The organism is Salipiger sp. PrR003 (genome assembly GCF_010500785.1).
Lineage (GTDB): Bacteria > Pseudomonadota > Alphaproteobacteria > Rhodobacterales > Rhodobacteraceae > Salipiger > Salipiger pacificus_A.
In genome coordinates this window covers 15,439-33,846 of record NZ_JAAGOV010000032.1, presented here as the reverse complement: position 1 = coordinate 33,846, position 18,408 = coordinate 15,439, and the positions used below count along the sequence as shown (strand labels likewise).

The 18,408-nt window shown below is 68.1% G+C and carries 13 protein-coding genes; 4 read left to right on the top strand and 9 right to left on the bottom strand.

Annotation, left to right across the window (positions count from 1 at the left end):
• Nucleotides 1-53: 53 nt before the first annotated feature.
• The gene (gene gatB / locus G0D83_RS07800; protein WP_164191618.1) at nt 54-1,568 is read right to left on the bottom strand and encodes an Asp-tRNA(Asn)/Glu-tRNA(Gln) amidotransferase subunit GatB; all 1,515 of its coding nucleotides are present in this window, start codon (nt 1,566-1,568) and stop codon (nt 54-56) included.
• Nucleotides 1,556-2,758: a hypothetical protein gene (locus tag G0D83_RS07795; RefSeq protein ID WP_164191616.1), complete on the bottom strand. Its 1,203-nt coding sequence runs from the start codon at nt 2,756-2,758 to the stop codon at nt 1,556-1,558. Before G0D83_RS07795 ends, gatB begins: the two co-directional genes overlap by 13 nt.
• 459 nt (nt 2,759-3,217) lie before the next feature.
• Here G0D83_RS07795 and G0D83_RS07790 point away from each other — a divergent pair, with 459 nt between their 5' ends.
• Entirely contained in the window at nt 3,218-4,045 is an 828-nt protein-coding gene (locus G0D83_RS07790) for a transglycosylase SLT domain-containing protein (protein ID WP_235940267.1), read from the top strand.
• An 81-nt stretch (nt 4,046-4,126) separates the two neighbouring features.
• On the opposite strand, the gene G0D83_RS07785 is transcribed toward G0D83_RS07790, so the two are convergent.
• Together G0D83_RS07785 and pepN are read right to left on the bottom strand one after the other, a co-directional pair.
• On the bottom strand, nt 4,127-4,867 hold the full coding sequence (locus G0D83_RS07785; RefSeq protein ID WP_164191612.1) for an SDR family oxidoreductase: 741 nt from the start codon (nt 4,865-4,867) through the stop codon (nt 4,127-4,129).
• Nucleotides 4,864-7,413: an aminopeptidase N gene (pepN, locus tag G0D83_RS07780; protein WP_164191608.1), complete on the bottom strand. Its 2,550-nt coding sequence runs from the start codon at nt 7,411-7,413 to the stop codon at nt 4,864-4,866. Before pepN ends, G0D83_RS07785 begins: the two co-directional genes overlap by 4 nt.
• Nucleotides 7,414-7,609: 196 nt before the next feature.
• On the opposite strand from pepN, the gene G0D83_RS07775 reads away from it, so the two are divergent.
• Complete coding sequence (locus tag G0D83_RS07775; protein WP_164191552.1) at nt 7,610-7,813, top strand: hypothetical protein; 204 nt, start codon at nt 7,610-7,612, stop codon at nt 7,811-7,813.
• Between the two features lie 14 nt (nt 7,814-7,827).
• Here the strand turns inward: G0D83_RS07775 and G0D83_RS07770 are convergent, their stop codons facing one another.
• The 3 genes from G0D83_RS07770 to G0D83_RS07760 all read right to left on the bottom strand — a co-directional run bounded on the left by G0D83_RS07770 (nt 7,828) and on the right by G0D83_RS07760 (nt 13,284).
• Nucleotides 7,828-8,184: a hypothetical protein gene (locus G0D83_RS07770; protein WP_164191605.1), complete on the bottom strand. Its 357-nt coding sequence runs from the start codon at nt 8,182-8,184 to the stop codon at nt 7,828-7,830.
• Between the two features lie 100 nt (nt 8,185-8,284).
• Complete coding sequence (locus G0D83_RS07765) at nt 8,285-11,980, bottom strand: efflux RND transporter permease subunit (RefSeq protein WP_164191601.1); 3,696 nt, start codon at nt 11,978-11,980, stop codon at nt 8,285-8,287.
• Entirely contained in the window at nt 11,977-13,284 is a 1,308-nt protein-coding gene (locus G0D83_RS07760; protein WP_164191598.1) for an efflux RND transporter periplasmic adaptor subunit, read from the bottom strand. The genes G0D83_RS07765 and G0D83_RS07760 overlap by 4 nt, the downstream gene beginning before the upstream one ends.
• Before the next feature lie 306 nt (nt 13,285-13,590).
• Here G0D83_RS07760 and G0D83_RS07755 point away from each other — a divergent pair, with 306 nt between their 5' ends.
• Both G0D83_RS07755 and G0D83_RS07750 read left to right on the top strand, forming a co-directional pair.
• On the top strand, nt 13,591-14,247 hold the full coding sequence (locus G0D83_RS07755) for a hypothetical protein (protein ID WP_164191595.1): 657 nt from the start codon (nt 13,591-13,593) through the stop codon (nt 14,245-14,247).
• Nucleotides 14,237-15,619, top strand: a complete 1,383-nt coding sequence (locus G0D83_RS07750; protein ID WP_203595570.1) for a PQQ-like beta-propeller repeat protein — start codon at nt 14,237-14,239, stop codon at nt 15,617-15,619. Before G0D83_RS07755 ends, G0D83_RS07750 begins: the two co-directional genes overlap by 11 nt.
• A gap of 125 nt (nt 15,620-15,744) precedes the next feature.
• On the opposite strand, the gene G0D83_RS07745 is transcribed toward G0D83_RS07750, so the two are convergent.
• Nucleotides 15,745-16,746, bottom strand: a complete 1,002-nt coding sequence (locus G0D83_RS07745) for a GntR family transcriptional regulator (RefSeq protein ID WP_108965116.1) — start codon at nt 16,744-16,746, stop codon at nt 15,745-15,747.
• A gap of 268 nt (nt 16,747-17,014) precedes the next feature.
• Nucleotides 17,015-18,397: an aspartate aminotransferase family protein gene (locus G0D83_RS07740; protein WP_164191592.1), complete on the bottom strand. Its 1,383-nt coding sequence runs from the start codon at nt 18,395-18,397 to the stop codon at nt 17,015-17,017.
• Between the last annotated feature and the right edge of the window lie 11 nt (nt 18,398-18,408).

Below are 18,408 nucleotides of genomic sequence, written 5' to 3'. Positions count from 1 at the left end.
AACAAGAAAGGCCGCCCAACCGGGCGGCCTTTTCATGTTCAATATAACCGTGATCAGAGCCCGAGCTTGGCCGCGACGATGTCGTTGACCGCTTTGGGGTTGGCCTTGCCGCCGGTGCTCTTCATCACCTGGCCGACGAACCAGCCCGCCAGCTTGGGGTTCTGCTTGGCCTTTTCGACCTGCGCCGGGTTGGCCGCGATCACCTCGTCGACGGCGGCCTCGATGGCACCGGTGTCGGTGACCTGCTTGAGGCCCTTCTCCTCGACGATCTTCGCCGGGTCGCCACCCTCGGTGTAGACGATCTCGAAGACGTCCTTGCCGATCTTGCCCGAGATGTCGCCCTTCTTGATGAGCGAGACGATCCCCGCGAGCTGCGCCGGCGAGACCGGGCTCTCGGTGATGTCATGGCCTTCCTTCTTGAGGCGACCGAAAAGCTCGTTGATCACCCAGTTTGCGGCCAGCTTGCCGTCGTCGCAGCCTTTCAGCACCTCTTCGAAATAGGCCGAGTTGACCACTTCCGCGGTCAGCACGCCGGCGTCGTATTCCGACAGGCCGAACTCCTTGACGAAGCGCGCCTTCTTCTCGTCGGGCAGCTCCGGCAGCGAGGCGGCGATGTCATCCACCCAAGCCTGCTCGATCTCGAGCGGCAGCAGGTCTGGATCGGGGAAGTAGCGGTAGTCATGCGCCTCTTCCTTCGAGCGCATCGAGCGGGTCTCGCCCTTGTCCGGATCGTAGAGGCGCGTCTCCTGATCCACCTTGCCGCCGTTCTCGAGAATGGCGATCTGGCGCCGCGCCTCGTAGTCGATGGCCTGCTGGATAAAGCGCATGGAGTTCATGTTCTTGATCTCGCAGCGCGTGCCGAGGTGGCTGAAGTCCTGCGTCTCCTGGTACTTCTCGTACTGTCCGGGACGGCAGACCGAGACGTTCACGTCCGCCCGCAGGTTGCCGTTCTGCATGTTTCCGTCGCAGGTTCCGAGATAGCGCAGGATCTGCCGAAGCTTGACCACATAGGCCGCCGCTTCCTCGGGGCCGCGGATGTCGGGGCGCGAGACGATCTCCATCAGCGCGACGCCGGTGCGGTTGAGGTCGACGAAGGACATCGACGGGTCCATGTCGTGGATCGACTTGCCGGCGTCCTGCTCGACGTGGATGCGCTCGATGCGCACCTTGCGCGCGATGCCCGGCTCCATGTCGACGATCACCTCACCCTCGCCGACAAGCGGATGGTAAAGCTGGGAAATCTGGTAGCCCTGCGGCAGGTCGGGGTAGAAGTAGTTCTTGCGGTCGAAGGCGGACTTCAGGTTGATCTCTGCCTTCAGGCCAAGCCCGGTGCGCACGGCCTGCTCGATGCAGTACTCGTTGATCACAGGCAGCATCCCGGGCATTGCCGCGTCCACGAAGGCCACGTTCGAGTTGGGCTCAGCGCCGAACTTGGTCGAGGCGCCGGAGAACAGCTTTGCCTCGGTGGAAATCTGGGCGTGGATTTCCATCCCGATCACCAGCTCCCAATCGTATTTGGCGCCGGCGATGACCTTGGGTTTGGGGGGCTCGAAGCTCAGGTCAAGCATGGGGGGTCCTCGTCTCTCAGGTTGTGACGGGGATACGCCAGAGCGGCACAGGGGGCAAGGGTGCAGGACGCGCAGCCCGAAGGCTGCAGCGCGAGTCCCTGCTCGGTGAAAATCACCTGGCGCCCGCGGCTGAGCTGATGGTCGAAAAGCGTCTTCAATATCTCCTGCGCGCGGGCATGCCCCGCCTCGCGCTGCGCCGCCTCGTCCGGCGCAGGACCATCCGGCAGAGGCGGTGCCCATAGCAGGGGGTGAAGCTCGCAGAGGTGATCCTCGACGATCCAGCTAAGAGAGCCGGAGATGCGGGGTGCGGCCCCGCCGTCCCGCCCGGGGGCCAGCGCGGCGCAATGGGCGGCGAGCAGGTTGGCCATGTGCTGATCCGGCCAGGCCTTCGGCGGATGCGGCTGCAGAAGATCGTGCAGACCGGCGGTGAAAAGCTCTCCGTCGACATGGTCCAGCCCCTCGGGCTGCGTCGCCAGCACGTCGAGCCAGACCCAGCAGTAGCCGCCGCTGCCCCAGATCTTTGCTGTGCGCATCGCCATGCGCCGCGCGGCCCGGTCCAATTCGGGCCAGGTGCCGAACCTCTGCGGGGACAGATCGCGCCCATAGGCGCGCAGATGATCGGGGCAGGCGGGCTGCATGGCGATCAGCGCCTCGTGGTTTCGCTCGACATGCGCCGCAGGGGCCGGCAGCACCTCGAGCACGGCGCAGCAGGCCGATTGCAGCGCGGGCGAGCCAAGCGCACGTGGGTCATGCGGGCGCAGCAAAAGATGCGCGGTCTCTAGGTGTTGCCGCGCCAATGACGCGCGCGCCGCCGCCGAGAGCGGCGCGGTGCCCGCGCGCCACAGCCGGGCGGCCCCTATCTGCGGCCAGGCGGCGAGCAGCGCGCGCAGGGGCGCTTCGGGTGTCGGGCCGAGCGCCTCCGAATGGCCCTGCAGCGCCCGGCGCACCGCCTCGGCATCGCCGCGGGCCACCGCCGCGGCGACGCCAAGGAGCACATCCTGCACCGCGCCGTCGCAGAGCAGCCGGGTGACGGGGGTGCCCTCGGGCGTGAGCGCGGCGGAATGGTCCGCCTCGGCCAACGCCTCCTCGAGCGCCCCCCAGCGTTCCTGGCGGGCAAGGCGCAACCCGCGGCGGGTGATCTCGGCGCGGGCCTCCTCTGCCTCGGTGGTCTCGCGGACAGGGATCTTCACGCTTGGCGGGCCGAACCCCGGCGTACATCGGGTCTCGGCGCGGGTTGCGGCGCCCCGAGAGCCGTTTTCACCGACCTCTGGTGCGCAGCCCTGCCTTTGCCCGGCAGCGTAGTCCGGGGCATGCCGCGCCAAAAGGCGCCGGGTGAGGGCGGGCAGGCGGGGCCGAAATCGGAGAACGTGCTGTGCCATGCGGCGCAGGCTGGAGGGGGATTCGGGCCGAACCGGGGCGCAGGCACGATCAGCCCGGGGCGCACAATGGGCGCATCGGCGGCAAATTGTTCAAACGCTATAGATCAGAATCCACCGAAAATCGGCAGGATTCCAGTCATGTCTGTTTGCCGTCGGCGATCCGCCGCGCATAATACCGCGTCAGGCTTGCCGGGATTGTTCTTCGTGGGCAAGTTCCCCGCCATGCTGAACCGTTTCATTCCTGCCCTTGCGGCGCTCATGATAGCGCCGATGGCCCAAGCGAATACCGGCCCTGCACCCGTCACGCAGGCCGCCTTCGCGGTTGCGGCCCCAACGATGCCCCTGGTCTCGCGCGACGCGATGTCGGGGACCCCGGAGTCGCTGCTGGCAGTGTCCGCCTCGCCCCGCCCGCTGGCCCGGCGCATGTCCATCCCCAAGGCCCGTTGGGGCACCACGGGAGGGCGCAGCACCTGGTCGCTCGCGGTACTCTCGTCGCTGCGTGGCCATGCCAACGCACTGCCAGACGTGGTGCCGGCGGACATCGACACATGGTGCCCGGCCTACGAGAGTGGATCGCGCGAGCAGCGCGAGGCCTTCTGGCTGGGCCTCGTCTCGGCGCTGGTCAAGCACGAGAGCACCTTCAAGCCCACCGCCGTGGGCGGCGGCGGCAAGTGGATCGGCCTCATGCAGATCCTGCCCTCGACCGCGCGGCTCTACGGCTGCCAGGCAACCACGGTGGATGGTCTCAAGGACCCGCGGGCCAATCTCTCCTGCGGCCTGCGCATCATGGCGCGCACCGTCGCCCGCGATGGCGTGGTCAGCGCCAACATGCGGGGCGTGGCCGCCGACTGGGGCCCGTTCCACTCGCGCAAGAAGCGTGAGGACATGATCGCCTGGACCCGCGCGCAGGGCTATTGCACTGGCATGGGCCGCTCGCTGCGCCCGGTCGGGCGTCCGGCGAGCCTTCTGCCCGGCATCATGGCCTCGAACGAGCTCGGCGCGGGCACTCGCCCGCTGGCCCGCTCGCGCGCGCTCGATGCGAGCTATGCCAACACCTTCATCTCCACCAAGGGGCAACTGCTGGAGAGCGACGGCTGATCTGCTGAAGATCGTTTCAATGTATGAACGGGCGGGACCAAGGTTGGTTCCGCCCGTTATCGATTCAAGAGGGTTAGGGGCTCAACGCCCGCCGCCGGCGTCGAGGATGCTGCGGGTCACGTAGCCCGCGCGCTCCGACAGCAGCCACAGGATGCTCTCGGCCACTTCCTCGGCGGTGCCAGCGCGGCCCAGCGGCGGCGTGTGGCCGATGCGGGCGAGTCGGTCGGGCTCGCCACCCTTGGCATGGATGGCGGTTTCGATCAGCCCGGGTCGCACCGCGTTCACCCTTATGCCCTCGGAGGCCAGCTCGTCGGCGAGACCCAGCGTGAAGGTGTCGATCGCACCCTTGGAGGCGGCGTAATCCATGTATTGCCGCGCCGATCCCAGCCGGGCCGCTACCGACGAGACGTTGACCACGCCGCCGCCCGCGTGGGCGCGCATGTAGGCCACCGCCTGCCGGGCGACCTCGATGGCGCCAAAGACGTTGACCTCGAACACCCGCCGGACCCGCTCGGGGGTCAGATCGGCGAGCGATGCCGTGGGCGCGACGATGCCGGCGTTGTTGACCAGGTCGAGCGGCCCCGGCGCCAGCGCGGTCAGCTCGGCAAAAAGCTCGGCCACCTGCGCGGGATCGGAGACATCCGCGCCGATGACATGCGCCTCGGCGCCCTCGGCGCGGACCTCCTCGGCCACCGCTTCGGCGCCGTCCCGGTCAAGGCCGTAGTGGACCACGACGCGCTCCCAGCCGCGGGCGGGGGCGAGGCGGCAGGTTGCCGCCCCGATGCCGGCGCTGCCGCCGGTGACCAGCAGCAGCCGGCTCATGACAGCAGACGGGTGACCATCTCGGTCACGTCGCGCGAGAGACCGGGCTTGGCGGCGATCTTCTCGAGCTCTGCCTGCATCATGCCGCGGCGGGTCTCGTCGTAGCGCTTCCAGGTCTGGAAGGCCGAACACATGCGCGCGGTGGTCTGCGGGTTCTTCTCGTCCAGCCTGATGAGCCAGTCGGCGAGCAGCCGGTAGCCGGCGCCGTCGATGCGGTGGAATCCGGCGTGGTTCATCGCCAGACCGCCCATCACCGCGCGGAAGCGGTTGGGGTTCTTCCAGTCGAAGTCGGGGTCCTCGGTCAGAGCCTTGGCGCGGTCTGCGGTCTCGGAGGGGCCAGAGGCGGCGACCTGCAGGGCGAACCACTTGTCCATCACCAGCCGGTCGCCGTTCCACTGGGCGCGGAACTTCGCGAGCGCGTCCTCGCCCGCACCCGCCTGCACGAGGCAGGCCAGCGCCGAGAGCTGCAGGGTCATGTTGTCGGCGCTCTCGAACTGCGCCTTGGCCGCGTCGCCGCCATCGAGACGCGAGGTCAGCGCCAGCACCGCGCCGCCAAGGGCGCGCTTGCCGGATTGCTCGGCATCGGGCTGGTAAGGCTCGGTGACCCTTGCTTCTTCGGCGAGCTGCGGCAGCAGCTGCGACCAGCGCTCGGCGCGGGTCTTCTTGAGCACCTCGGTGGCGGTCCAGATCGCGTCGGGATCCGGCGTCACGCCGCGCTGGTGCAGCACCTGCGCCAGCTCGGATTGCGTCGGCGTGCCCAGCATCAGCGCGCGATAGGCCGGATCGAGCGCGCTGTCGCGGATCACCGCTTCGAGCCCGTCGAGCCAGGCGGTGTCGGGTTCGGCGCCCTCGGTGATCATCGCCACGAGGCACTCGCGCGCCAGATCGCGGTTGGCTTCCCAGCGGTTGAAGCTGTCGGTGTCATGGGCGAGCAGGAAGGCGCGTTCCTCGCGGCTCGTCTCTCGGTCCAGCACCACCGGGGCCGAGAAGCCGCGCAGGATCGAGGGCACGGGTTTGGCGCTGAGGCCGTCGAAGGTGAAGCTCTGCTCCGCCTCTGTCAGCTCAAGCACGGTGGTCGGCTGCACCTCGTCGCCGTTGGGCGAGAGCAGGCCGACAGCCACCGGGATCACCTGCGGCGCCTTGTCGGGTTGGCCGGGGGTGGGGGGCGTGTGCTGCTTGAGGGTCAGCGTGTAGGTGCCGTCCGCGAAGGCCTCGGAGACCGCCACATGCGGGGTGCCCGCCTGCGAGTACCAGCGCTTGAACTGGGTCAGGTCGCGCCCGGTGGCATCCTCGAAGACCTTCAGCCAGTCCTCGATGGTGGCGGCATCGCCGTCGTGGCGTTCGAAGTAAAGGTCGAGCGCCTTGGCGTAAGCCTCGTCCCCGACCAGCGTCTTGAGCATGCCGATCACCTCGGCACCCTTCTCGTAGACGGTGGCGGTGTAGAAGTTGTTGATCTCCTGGAAGCTCTCGGGGCGCACCGGGTGCGAGAGCGGCCCTTGGTCCTCGGGGAACTGGCGGCCGCGCAGGTCGATCACGTCGGAGATGCGCTTGACCTCCTCGCCGCGCATGTCGGATGTGAACTGCGCGTCGCGGAACACCGTCAGACCCTCTTTCAGACACAGCTGGAACCAGTCGCGGCAGGTGATGCGGTTGCCGGTCCAGTTGTGGAAATACTCATGCGCGATGATCGCCTCGATGCGCTCGAAGTTGGCATCGGTGGCGGTCTCGGGCGAGGCGAGCACGGCGGAGGAGTTGAAGATGTTCAGCCCCTTGTTCTCCATCGCGCCCATGTTGAAATCGTCCACGGCGACGATGTTGAAGATGTCGAGGTCATACTCGCGGCCATAGACCTCCTCATCCCACTTCATCGACTTTTTCAGCGCCTCCATGCCGAAGGCGCATTTGCCCTCGTCGCCGGGGCGCACCCAGAGGTTCAGCTCGACCTCGCGGCCCGACACGGTGGTGAAGCTGCCGGGGTGGTTGACCAGATCGCCGGCCACGAGCGCGAAAAGATAGGCGGGCTTCGGCCACGGATCGTGCCACTCGGCCCACCCCTCGCCGGAGCCCTGCGGATTGCCGTTCGACAATTTGACCCTCTCGTCGCCCTCGATGCGCACGGTGAAGACCGACATCACGTCGGGACGGTCGGGGTAGAAGGTGATCTTGCGAAAGCCCTCTGCCTCGCATTGCGTGCAATACATGCCGTTCGACATGTAGAGACCTTCCAGCGCAAAGTTCTCGACCGGCGCGATCTCGACCTCGGAGTCCCAGGTGAAGGCGCCTTCGGGTACGGCGCAGGTGAGGCCGGTGTCGGTGACCTCGGGGGTGACAGGGGCGCCGTCGATGGCGAAGGAGATCGGCTTGATCTGCTCACCGTGCAGGAAGAAGTCCTGCTTCGGCGCATCGGGGTTGGGTGCAAAGCGGATGCGTGAGCGGACGCGGGTCGCCGAGGGCGCAAGCACGAAGGTCAGATGCACCTCTTCGGCGGTCCAGCCGAAGGGGGTGTAATCCTTGAGGTAGATGGTCTGTGGGCTTGCGTCCTTCATGGGCGTCTCCTTGCCTGAAGTGGAGGGCTGGCGCCTGCCGGAACCGGCGCGCCAGCGGGACGTTATGCTCATGAGAGACGCGCGGCAACCGCTGCGCCGGTGAAATGCCAGTGGCGCGCGGCATGGCGTCGAGGACGGCGGGAGCAGAGGCTCCGGCATGCCTCTCGTAAACAATGCCGCGCAAGGGAGGAAAGACATGTCCGCACCCGATACCAACACGAAGACGCAGAAGAAGGAACACCGCTGGCCCCTGATGGCGATCTGGGGCGCGCTGGTCGTCGTGGCGCTGCTGCTGGTCTGGTGGCTGGTCTACGCGACAAATGGCGAAGCGCCCGAGCCCGGTCAGGCCGCCGCGCCGGCTCCAGAGGCGCAGGAGGGCGCGGCAACGCCCGCCGACTGACGCGGCCCGGCGCCTCAGTCGCAGCGCACCACGCCATCCTCGTCCGTCACGCAATTGCGCTGCGCCCGCCGCGTCGTGTCGGGCGGGCGCGTCGCGCTGAGCGCGCCGCCGCGGTCCGCCGTCGGATCGCCCGGCGCGATGAAGCTGCCGCCATCGGTGGTGTCACGCACGATGCCGTTCCTGTCAGTGGTCTGCGGCGTGCTTCGACGCTCGCGGGTGATCCCCAGATGATCGGTCGAAAAGGTCGAAGGGCCGGGGCAGCGGGTGATCCCGTTCGGGTCCGGCACGCAGCCCTTGAGCTGCGCGGCGAGCGGGCCGGGCAGGGCGGCGGTTGCGGTGGCAAGGGCCAGGGCGGCGAGCGAGGACTTCATGGCAGGTCTCCCGTTGGGGAAAGCACCGGGCGTGGGTGCTCTCCCTTGATATAGGAAGCGATGACTATAGCGCCAATTCCCGGCGCCGCACCGTGCCGCGTTATTCGGCCGCGCGCATTGTCGTGTTTGCGCCCGGCCTGCCACTGCCCTCGGCGTCGGGATCGTCCCAGAGGATCAGCGGTGCCTTCACCTTGCGGGCTTCGCGCTGCAGGGCCCAATCCCGCGCCGCGCGGCTGCCGCGCCCGAAGGAGGCGATGGCCAGCAGCCGCGCGATCCAATGGGCATAGGTCGAGAGCCACACCCGCAGCGCCAGCATGGCGGGGGTGAAGACCAGCGTCAGCACCGTGGCCACCGACAGGCCGAAGACCACCGCCGAGGCCAGCGGCTTCCACCACAGCGAGGTCGGCGCGTTGATCGAATAGCCGCCGCCGAAGAAGTCGAGGCTGAGCCCGATCATCATCGGGAAGAGACCCGCGATGGTGGTGATCGTGGTCAAAAGCACCGGGCGGATGCGGTCCTCGGCGGTGCGCACGATGGCTTCGAGCCGCGGCATGTAGCGCGAATAGTCCTGGAAGGTGTCGATCAGCACGATGTTGTTGTTCACGACGATCCCGGCGAGCGCCACGACCCCCGTGCCGGACATGATGATCGAGAAGGTCTGGTCGAGCACGATCATCCCGAGGAACACCCCGGCGGTCGAAAGCACCACCGCAAGCAGCACCAGCACCGAATTGTAGAAGCTGTTGAACTGCGCCAGCAGGATGATGAACATCAGCCCCAGCGCGGCGGCGAAGGCCTGGGTCAGGAAGGCCTGGCTTTCCGCCTCCTCCTCCTGGTCGCCGGTCCATTCCCAGCTGATGCCCGGGGGGAACTCGGTGCTTTCCAGAAGGCTCGAGAGGGTGGCGATGCGCTCGTTTGGCGTGACCGGCACCGTCGAAAGCGCGCCGCTTGCGGCGGCCTCGCGGATGGCATCGCCGCTGGTGCCGTCTTCGGTGCGGGTGATCTCATAGGCCGTGCCATGCAGCGTCAGCGTGCCGTCACCGGTCTCGCGCCCGTAGCCGAGCGTCTCGCCGCCCAAGGTCAATTTCACCAGCCCATCGGCCACACCTGCCTTGACGTCAAAGTAGCGCTTGCGGCCCTCGCGGTTGATCTCGGCGAGCTTGGGCACCGGGGTGCGGGTGATGAAATGCGACAGCGGGATCAGCCCGTCGCTGGTCCGGACGCGCAGGGTGTCGAGGGTCGAAAGCACCCGGTCCTGCTCGGGCAGGCGTACGCGGATATCGATTTCTTCGTCCGAACTGTCCACCGGCATGGTGTCGAGCGTCACGCCGCGGGTAACGAGCTGCACCATTGCGCCGACGGTGGCGACATCGGCGCCGTAGCGCCCGGCCTCTTCCACGTCGACGTCGATCTGCCAGTCGATGCCGGGCAGGGGGCGGGTGTCCTCGATCAGCCGCAGGCCTTCCATGGCGTCGAACTCGGCCCGCGCCGTTTCGGTCGCGGCCAGCAGGTCGTCCCAGTTGTCGCCTTTCAGCCGAAGATGCACCGGCTTGGCCGAGGCGGGACCCATGGCGAGGTTGAGGATCTCGGTCTGGATGCCGGGAATGGTGGCGAGTTGCTCGCTCAACTCGGCCAGTACGATGTCGCCGTCGAGCTCGGGCCGGTCGCGGCGGTCCTCCCATGGCACCACCTCGAGCTGGATCTGCCCGATCGTGTCGGTGGGCGGCTGCGCGCCGCCGGTGTTCGATTCAAGCCCGCCATCGCCGGCAAAGGCAAAGGCGGTCTCGATGCCCGGGTGCTGCAGGACGATGGTTTCCGCCCGTTTGACCAGGGAGTCCTTCTCGGCCAGCGACAGGTTGCCACGGGCGCGGACGTAGACGATGGCCTGCTCGGGCTCACTCTCGGTGAAGAACTCGGTGCCGTTGTTGTTCTGCCCGTAGTAGCCGAAGACCGAGATCACGAAGAAGATCACCCCGCCGATTGTCACCAGCGGCATCACCGGGTTGCCGGTGACAAATTGGATCAAACGCCCGAAGAACGTCCGGCGGTAGGTCTTGCGGACCTTGTTGCGTTTGCGCTCGATCTGCGCCGCATCAAGGGTGATCGAGGCCATCACGGCAAAGAGCAGGAAGATCACGATCCCCGGCACCCGGGCGCCGCGCCCCTCGATCATCGTGACCCCGAGAAATGAGGGGTTCAGCACCAGCAGCGCGCCGAGCAGCATCCCGGCCAGCGCCACCGGCACCAGCGCCGCGCGGGCCGGCCAGCCCTCGACGCGCTTGCGCAGCGTCAGCGAGGCGTTGTGCAGCGCGCGCGAGAACCGGCCCGAGACGCCGCCCATCACCGGCAGGTAGACCAGCGCCACGATCAGCGAGGCCGAGAGCACGAAGATCAGCGTCACCGGCAGCATGCCCATGAACTCGCCCGCGACCCCGGGCCAGAACAGCATCGGCAGGAAGGCGCAAAGGGTGGTCGCGGTCGAGCTGACGACGGGCCAGAACATCCGCTTGGCCGCCTCGACATAGGCGTGCATCGGCCCGACGCCGTCCGAGATGCGCTTGTCGGCGTATTCGACCACCACGATGGCGCCGTCGACCAGCATGCCGACGGCAAGGATCAGACCGAACATGACGATGTTCGAGACGCTGATGCCCATGATTGCCAGCAGCACGAAGCACAAAAGGAACGACGTCGGGATGGCGAAGCCCACCAGCAGCGCCGCGCGGGTGCCGAGCGAGCCCAGCACCACGATCATCACCAGCGCGATGGCGGTCAGCACCGCGCCCTCGAGCTGGCTGACCATGGAATCGACGATGCGCGACTGGTCGTTGCTTTCCTCGACCGCCACCGTTGCCTGCAGCTCCTCGGGCCAGCCCTGCTGGGCCTCGGCCACGGTTGCGCGCACGGCGCTGGCGGTGTCGATGAGGTTGTAGCCCTTGCGCTTGACCACCTGCAGCGCCACCGCGGTGTCGCCGTTGAAACGCGCGGTGCCCGTGCGGTCCTCGAAGGTGAGGCGGATGTCCGCCAGATCGCCGAGCGTGACCACCCGGTCGCCATTCACCTTGATCGGCAGGTCGAAGATGTCTTGCGGTTCGCGGAAGCTCGAGGGGATCTTCACCGAGAAGGTGCCGCGCTCGGAGCGCACCTCGCCCGCGGCGATGAGCTGGTTGTTGTTCTGGACGGTCTGGATCAGCTCGCTGGCGGTGACATTGTAGCTTTCCAGCTTCAGCGGGTCGATCACCACTTCGACCATCTCGTCGCGGTTGCCGGCGATCCCGGCTTCCAGCACCGAATCCAGCGCCTCGACACGGTCTTGCAGGTCCTTGGCGACCCGCGCCATGGTGCGCTCGGGCAGGGGGCCGGTGAGCGAGACGATGATGATCGGGAACTCCGAGAAGTTGATCTCGGAGATGGTGTATTGCTCGGCGCCCTCGGGGAACTTGGCCTGCGCCTTGGTCATCGCGTCGCGGACCTCGGCCATGGTCTCGGTGCGATTCCAGCCGAATTCGAACTCCATGGCGACCCCGGCGTAGCCTTCCGAGGCGACGCCGCTGATCTTGTCGAGCCCGTCGATGTCCGAAAGCTCGGTCTCCATCGGCTTGACCATCAGTGTCTCGGCGTCCTCGGCCGAGATGCCGGGGAAGGGAACCGACACGAAAAGCGCCGGGATCTCGATGTCGGGCTCGCCCTCTTTGGGCAGGGTGAGATAGGCGAAGGCCCCCGCGACAATCGACAGGACGATGAAGGCCAGCACCATGCGGGCGCGCTCTGCCGCCCAGTCGACGATGCCGGTCACTGGAGGATCTCCTGATAGCTCGGCGCGACCGGCACGCCGTCGGTGACGTACTCCTGCCCAAGGGTGATGACGTCGACGCTGTCCGGCAGCCCGGCGATCCAGACCCCCTCGGGCGAGTCGCGCAAGATGCTCACCGGCACGAATTGCGCGGTCTGCTCGGCACTCACCGTGCGCAGGCCCATGCGCCCCTCGTCGTTCAGCGTGAGCGCGCTCTGCGGCAGCAGGTGCGCCATCGCGCCGTCGGCCTCGATGAGGATGCGCGCGGTCTGCCCGGCGCGCAGCGTCAGGTCGGGGTTCTCGAGCGTGACCTCGATGCGGAAGGTGCGGGTGGTCTCGTCAGCCTGCCGCGAGACGAAGGTGACCTTGCCCACCCGTGTCTCGCCGCCGGTCAGCTGCGCCCCGGCACGCGCGCCGAGGTGGATGCGGGCGACATCGGCCTCGGGCGCGTAGCCCACCAGCCGGATCGGGTCGAGCTGCAGGATATGCGCGCAACTGGCGTTGGAGGAGGGGTTCATCAGCAGGCCGAGCTCGGCGGTGTCGCTTTCCAGCACGCCGCCGAAGGGCGCGGTGATGGTCAGGTTCCCGACCGCCTTGCGGGCGCTTGCGACGGCGGCCTCGGCGCTCTGGATCGAGGCCTCGAGGCTGTCGGTTCCGGCGCGGGCGGCTTCCAGCCCGGCCTCGGCGCTGCGCACGCTGGCCTCGGCGGCGCGCATCTTGGCCTCGGCAGAGGCGACGGAGGTGCGCGAGGAATAGCCGCCCTGCGACAGCTCGCGGGCGGCGGTGAGGTTGATCTCGGCCTCGGCCACATCGGCTTCGGCCTGCGCCAGCAGCGCCTCGGCTTCCGGCAGCGAGGCCTCGACCTGCGGGCGCTGCGCCCGGGCCTCGGCCAGACGGGCTTCGGCCTCGATCAGCGCGGCGCCGGTGGTGCCGGGGTCGAGCTTGCAGAGCACCTCGCCTTCCTCGACCAGCGTGCCCTTGCGCAGCGGCGCCGAGATCACCCGGCCGGCGGCTTCCGAGAGCACCTCGACCTCGCGCGAGGGCTGGGTCTCGCCGCGCAGCAGCACGGCGTCGTCGATCTGCTGGGCCCGCGAATGGCGGGCCATGACCGAGACGGCCCCGGGGAGGGAGCTATCGGCGGCGGGGGCCTCGGTCGCGGCGGGTGCGGCGGCGGTCTCGGTCGCCATATCCTCCGGCTCCTCCTGCGCGCCGCCGCGGGCCCAGCCCATCAGCCGCTCGCGGTCGAGCACCACCGCGTAAAGGGCTGCCGCGACGATGATGGCGGTGAGGATCGAAATCAGTTTCATGCTGGCCTTCCCAGGTTCTTGGCCCAAGCCCGGCGATAAATACGCACAGCCCGCGCTGCCGGATCAGCCCGAGACAAGACCGAAGCCGGTCCTGATACAGAGGGGCAAAGCCGGGAGCGCGCGGAGACGTGACTAAACTCTTCAGTTCAGAATAGAGGATTTGGGAAACCGATCAAGCGGACATATGCCCGTTCAAATGGGCCGATCGGCGCAGAAGAGATCAGCCAATGCTGCCGCGGGCTTGGCCTTGGCAGCCTGCGCCTGCCGCGTTAAGAGAGGGCAACAATCGAAAGGTGAGGCAGCCCCGTGAGCAATACCGACAGTTTCATCGACGAGGTGACCGAGGAGGTCCGCCGCGACAAGCTCTTCGCACTGCTCAAGCGCTACGGTTGGATCGGCGTTGTGGCGGTGCTTGCCATCGTCGGCGGCGCCGCCTGGCGCGAATACAGCGCGGTGCAGCGTCAGGCGCAGGCCGAGGCCTTCGGCGATGCACTGCGCGGCGCGCTCGAGGCAGATGCCCCGGCGGACCGTGCCGCGGCGCTCACCGACGTGAATGCCCCCGGCGCCGAGGCGAGGGCGGTGACTGATCTGCTGGCGGCGAGCGAGCTGGCCTCCGCCGAGGAGGGCGCCGCCGCGACCAAGCTGCTCGACGATGCGGCCGCCAACGGCGATCTGCCGGAGATCTACCGCGAGATTGCCGCCTTCAAGGCGGTGAGCCGCACCGACTCGGGCCTTTCGGACGACGAGCGGCGTATCCGGCTCGAGGCCCTCGCGGTGCCCGGCAAGCCGCTGCGGCTGCTCGCCGAGGAGCAACTCGCGCTGCTCGACATCAAGGCCGGCGACACCGAGGCCGCGCTGGAAAAGCTGCAACGCATTCTTGAAGATGCAGAAATCACCGCGGGCTTGCGCCAGCGTGCGACACAAGTGATTGTGGCCCTCGGCGGCACGCCCGATGCGGGCTGACCAAACGCCCGAGGCCGCGGCAAGGATCAAGAACGACGGGGGCAGTGTTTTGCGCATCACCACGATTTCCGCAGCGCTTCTGGGGCTGACGGCGCTTGCCGCCTGCGAGCGTCCCGAGGCGGTGCTGACCGGAGAGCGCCTCGGCGCCCGGGAAATTCTCGAGAACGGCGGGGCAGAGGAGTTCACCCCGGCCAACCGCGCGCAGGCGATCTCGCTCGGGGCGGCGGCGAACGGCGCTGCCACGCAGAGCCCGGTCTCGCCCTTCGCCCGCACCAACCACGCGGCGCTCTCCTTGCCGCTGCAGCCGGTCTTCGCGACCGACATCGGCAAGGGCGACACGCGGCGGAACCGGCTCAACGTCGATCCGGTCTCGGACGGCAGCCGCATCTACACGATGGATTCCGCGCACACGGTGAGCGCGGTCAGCACCTCGGGCCAGGTGATCTGGCGGAAGAGCATGGTCGCCCCGCGCGATCAGGCGAGCCAGGCGCAGGGCGGCGGGCTCGCGGTCGAGGGCGGGCGGCTCTATGTCACCTCGGGCTTCGGCACGCTCACCGCGCTTGACGCCGCCACCGGCGCCGAGGTCTGGAGCCAGAAGCTCGACGGTACCGCCACCGGCGCGCCCACGGTGCGCGGCGGGCTGGCCTATGTGACCTCGTCGGATTCCACCGGCTGGGCAATCGAGACCGCCACGGGCCGCATCCGCTGGCGCATCGATTACCCCGAGGATTACAACAACGTCGCCGGCGCTCCGGCCCCGGCCACCGATGGCGAGATGGTCGTCTTCGCCTTTGGCTCCGGTGCGCTGCAGGCGGCGTTCAAGCAGGGCGGTCTGCGCCGCTGGACCGCCGACGTGGCGGGCAGCCGCAACGGCAAGGCGCTGGCCACGGTCACCGACATCACCGGCGATCCGCTGATTTCGAACGGCGTGGTCTACGCGGGCAACCATTCGGGCCGTGTGGTGGCGCTGTCGCTCTCGGGCGGCGAGCGGCTGTGGACCGCGCGCATGGGCGCGCTGGATCCGGTCTGGCCGGCGGGGGACTCGGTGTTCCTCGTCTCCGACCTCAACCAGCTGGTGCGGCTCGACGCCCGCACCGGCGCGCAGATCTGGGCGGTGGACCTGCCGGGGTACAAGCCGGTACGTACGCCGCAGAAGCGTCGCGACAGTGCCTTCGTGAACCATGGCCCGATCCTTGCGGGCGGGCGGCTGATCGTTGCCTCCTCGGACGGGCTGATCCGCGCCTTCGACCCGGCCTCGGGCCAGCTGGTCGGCACCACGGCGATTGCGGGCGGGGCGACGACCCGGCCGATCGTGGTCAATGGCACGCTCTACGTGATCTCTTCGGAGGGCGTGCTGCACGCCTATCGCTGAGCCAGGCGCCGATCGGCAGCGATCCGGACCGGAACCAGCCAGTCATCAACGAAACGGGCGGCACCGCGCAAGCGGTCCGCCCATTTCTCGTTAGGGGGCCACGCATGGCCCGCCGGGGTCGCGGTTTACCCCTCCGCGCCGGGCCGTTCGCGGCGGCGGCAGCGGTCGAGCAGCTGCGGCAGGATGCTGCGAAGCTCCTGGCTGTCGGGTGTGTGGCGATACTCGAAGGCGCTCTGACCCGGCGCCAGCCGCGCCGCGAGGTAATCCGCGCCGGTGGCGTAGATCAGCACGTCAGCCTCGGCGATCTGCGTGCGGGCCGCCTCGCTCTCGTCGCCGCGGACCACCATCGACAGACGGCTCACATGCGGCGCATAGCGCATCACGTTGGCCTTCATCATCGACACGTAAGTAGGGAAGTAGGAATAGCCGACCACCGAGGCTTCGGGCGGGATCGCCGCCAGGGCGACGCGGGTCGCCTCGTTGGGGATGACGGTCAGCCCCACCACCTCGGCCTGCGGAAACAGCGCGCGCGCCTGCGGCAGCAGCGTCCGCGGCGAGAGCACGATGTCGAAATCCTGGGGCGGGGCACCCGCGACCTCGTCGATCAGCATCGGCTCGATGCTGTCGCCGGGCGCGAGATGCGGGCGCACGTCGGCGGCATAGGCGCGGGTGGCCTCGGCGAAATTGCCCAGCATCAACACCCGCACGGCGCGGGTGTTGCGGGGGCGGTCCATGCCGATACGCGTGGCGAGGTCGGCCCGGTCGATGCCGCAGTCACGGGCGAGGGCGATGAGGTTGGTGATCGCCCGCTCCAGCGTGTGAAACTTCTCGGGGTCCGCGACCTGGGCGTTGGGGCTGACGAAGGTGCCGGAGCCGACCCGCCCCTCGACATGTCCGGCGGACTGCAGCGCGGCGTAGACATTGCTCACCGTGACCGGCGAGAGGTTGAGCTGCCGCGCCAGCGCCCGCACCGAGGGCAACCGGGCGCCGATCGGCAGCTCGCCGGAGGCGATGCCGAATTCCAGCGCGCCGCGCAGCTGCTGGGGGATGCCGACGCTCGAGCACGGGTCGATTGCATCCGCAATGCGGGCCAGTGCCTCGTCGAGTTGTGCCTGTCTGGATGTCATGGCGTGTCAATGATGAAAAGCGCTGCGAGCTACAAGATATTGAAACACGAATATGGCTATTTGAATACAAATTACGCTGTCCTGACACAGCATAGCACGGCGGTCAGCACCGGCAGGCGGGATCTTTGGCGAGGGCTCCGCGCATTGGTCGAGCGGGGGCCGGGATGCGATGGGCCGTGGCAGGAAGGCAGGCGCAGGGCACCCGCCAGCCGAGCAAGAAAAAGGGCGCCCCGCGGGGCGCCCTTCGTACGTCATGAACAGGGGAGACTCAGGCCAGACCTTCGTCCTGCACCCACTCCCAGCCGCGGTCCAGCGCCCGGCCGAGGCGGGCAAGGATCTGGTCGATGTCGTCCTCGGTGACGATCAGCGGCGGGCAGAGGGCAACGGTCTCGTAGACCGCGCGCAGGATCAGCCCCTCTTCGGCGCAGAACTTCACGACCTGAGGCGCGACCTTGCCCGCGGGCTCGAAGCTGAGCCGCTTTTCCTTGTCCTTGGCCAGCTCGACGCCGCCGATGAGACCAACGCCGCGCACCTCGCCGACCAGCGGATGATCGGCGAACTTGCGCAGACCCTCCTGGAACTTCGCCTCGAGCCTGGCGGCGTTGCCCATCAGGTCCTGTTCCTCGATGATCTTGAGGTTTTCAAGACCCACGGCGCAGGCGACGGGGTGGCCCGAGCCGGTGAAGCCGTGGCCGAAGGTGCCGAGCTTGGCGGTGTGGTCGGCGATGGTGTTATAGACCTTGTCGTTCACGATGATCGCCGCGAGCGGCATGTAGGACGAAGTGAGCTGCTTCGAGGTCACCATGATGTCCGGGGTGAAGCCGTACTTCTCGCAGCCGAAGGGGGTGCCGCAGCGGCCGAAGCCGTTGATGACCTCGTCCGAGACCAGCAGGATGTCGTACTTGTCGCACAGCGCGCGAATGCCCGGCCAGTAGCCCTCGGGCGGGGTCATCACGCCGCCAGCACCCATCACCGGCTCGCCGATGAAGCCGGCGATGGTCTCGGGGCCCTCGGCGAGGATGGTGTCCTCGGCCTCCTTCAGCAGGCGCGCGGTGAACTCGGCCTCGGTCTCGCCCTCTTCCGCCCACTTCCAGTAGTGCGGGCAGGTCAGGTGGGTGACCGGGATCGCCGGCAGGTCGAAGTCCTTGTGGTTCGCCGGCAGGCCGGTGAGCGAGCCCGACGCGATGGTGATGCCGTGATAGCCCTTGTTGCGGGCGAGGAACTTCTTCTTCTCCGGACGGCCGAGCGCGTTGTTGTAGAACCAGACCATCTTGATGACGGTGTCGTTCGCCTCGGAGCCGGAGTTGGTGAAGAACACGCGGTCCAGACCCTCGGGGGTCATTTCGGCCAGCTTCTCGGCGAGGCGGATCGACGGCTCATGCGCCTTGTGCGCGAAGCTGTGGTAATAGGGCAGCTCGGCCATTTGCTTGGCCGCCGCCTCGACGAGGCGCGGCTGCGAGAAGCCCACGGCCACCGACCACAGGCCCGCGAGCCCTTCGATGTATTCCTTGCCCTCGGAATCGTAGACGTGGACACCCTCGCCACGGGTGATGATCATCGGCCCCTGCTCCTCGTGGAGGCGCATGTTGGTGTAGGGGTGCATACTGTGTGCAATGTCCGAGGCATGCAGCGAGTTGGGGATCTTGTTCATCTGGTACTCCG

What these genes read in the sequence shown, in the direction of transcription:
- G0D83_RS07760 (WP_164191598.1), bottom strand. Translation starts at nt 13,284, where the DNA reads ATGAAACTGATTTCGATCCTCACCGCCATCATCGTCGCGGCAGCCCTT.
- G0D83_RS07785 (WP_164191612.1), bottom strand. Translation starts at nt 4,867, where the DNA reads ATGAGCCGGCTGCTGCTGGTCACCGGCGGCAGCGCCGGCATCGGGGCG.
- G0D83_RS07790 (WP_235940267.1), top strand. Translation starts at nt 3,218, where the DNA reads ATGGCCCAAGCGAATACCGGCCCTGCACCCGTCACGCAGGCCGCCTTC.
- G0D83_RS07745 (WP_108965116.1), bottom strand. Translation starts at nt 16,746, where the DNA reads ATGACATCCAGACAGGCACAACTCGACGAGGCACTGGCCCGCATTGCG.
- G0D83_RS07770 (WP_164191605.1), bottom strand. Translation starts at nt 8,184, where the DNA reads ATGAAGTCCTCGCTCGCCGCCCTGGCCCTTGCCACCGCAACCGCCGCC.
- G0D83_RS07740 (WP_164191592.1), bottom strand. Translation starts at nt 18,397, where the DNA reads ATGAACAAGATCCCCAACTCGCTGCATGCCTCGGACATTGCACACAGT.
- G0D83_RS07750 (WP_203595570.1), top strand. Translation starts at nt 14,237, where the DNA reads ATGCGGGCTGACCAAACGCCCGAGGCCGCGGCAAGGATCAAGAACGAC.
- gatB (WP_164191618.1), bottom strand. Translation starts at nt 1,568, where the DNA reads ATGCTTGACCTGAGCTTCGAGCCCCCCAAACCCAAGGTCATCGCCGGC.
- G0D83_RS07775 (WP_164191552.1), top strand. Translation starts at nt 7,610, where the DNA reads ATGTCCGCACCCGATACCAACACGAAGACGCAGAAGAAGGAACACCGC.
- pepN (WP_164191608.1), bottom strand. Translation starts at nt 7,413, where the DNA reads ATGAAGGACGCAAGCCCACAGACCATCTACCTCAAGGATTACACCCCC.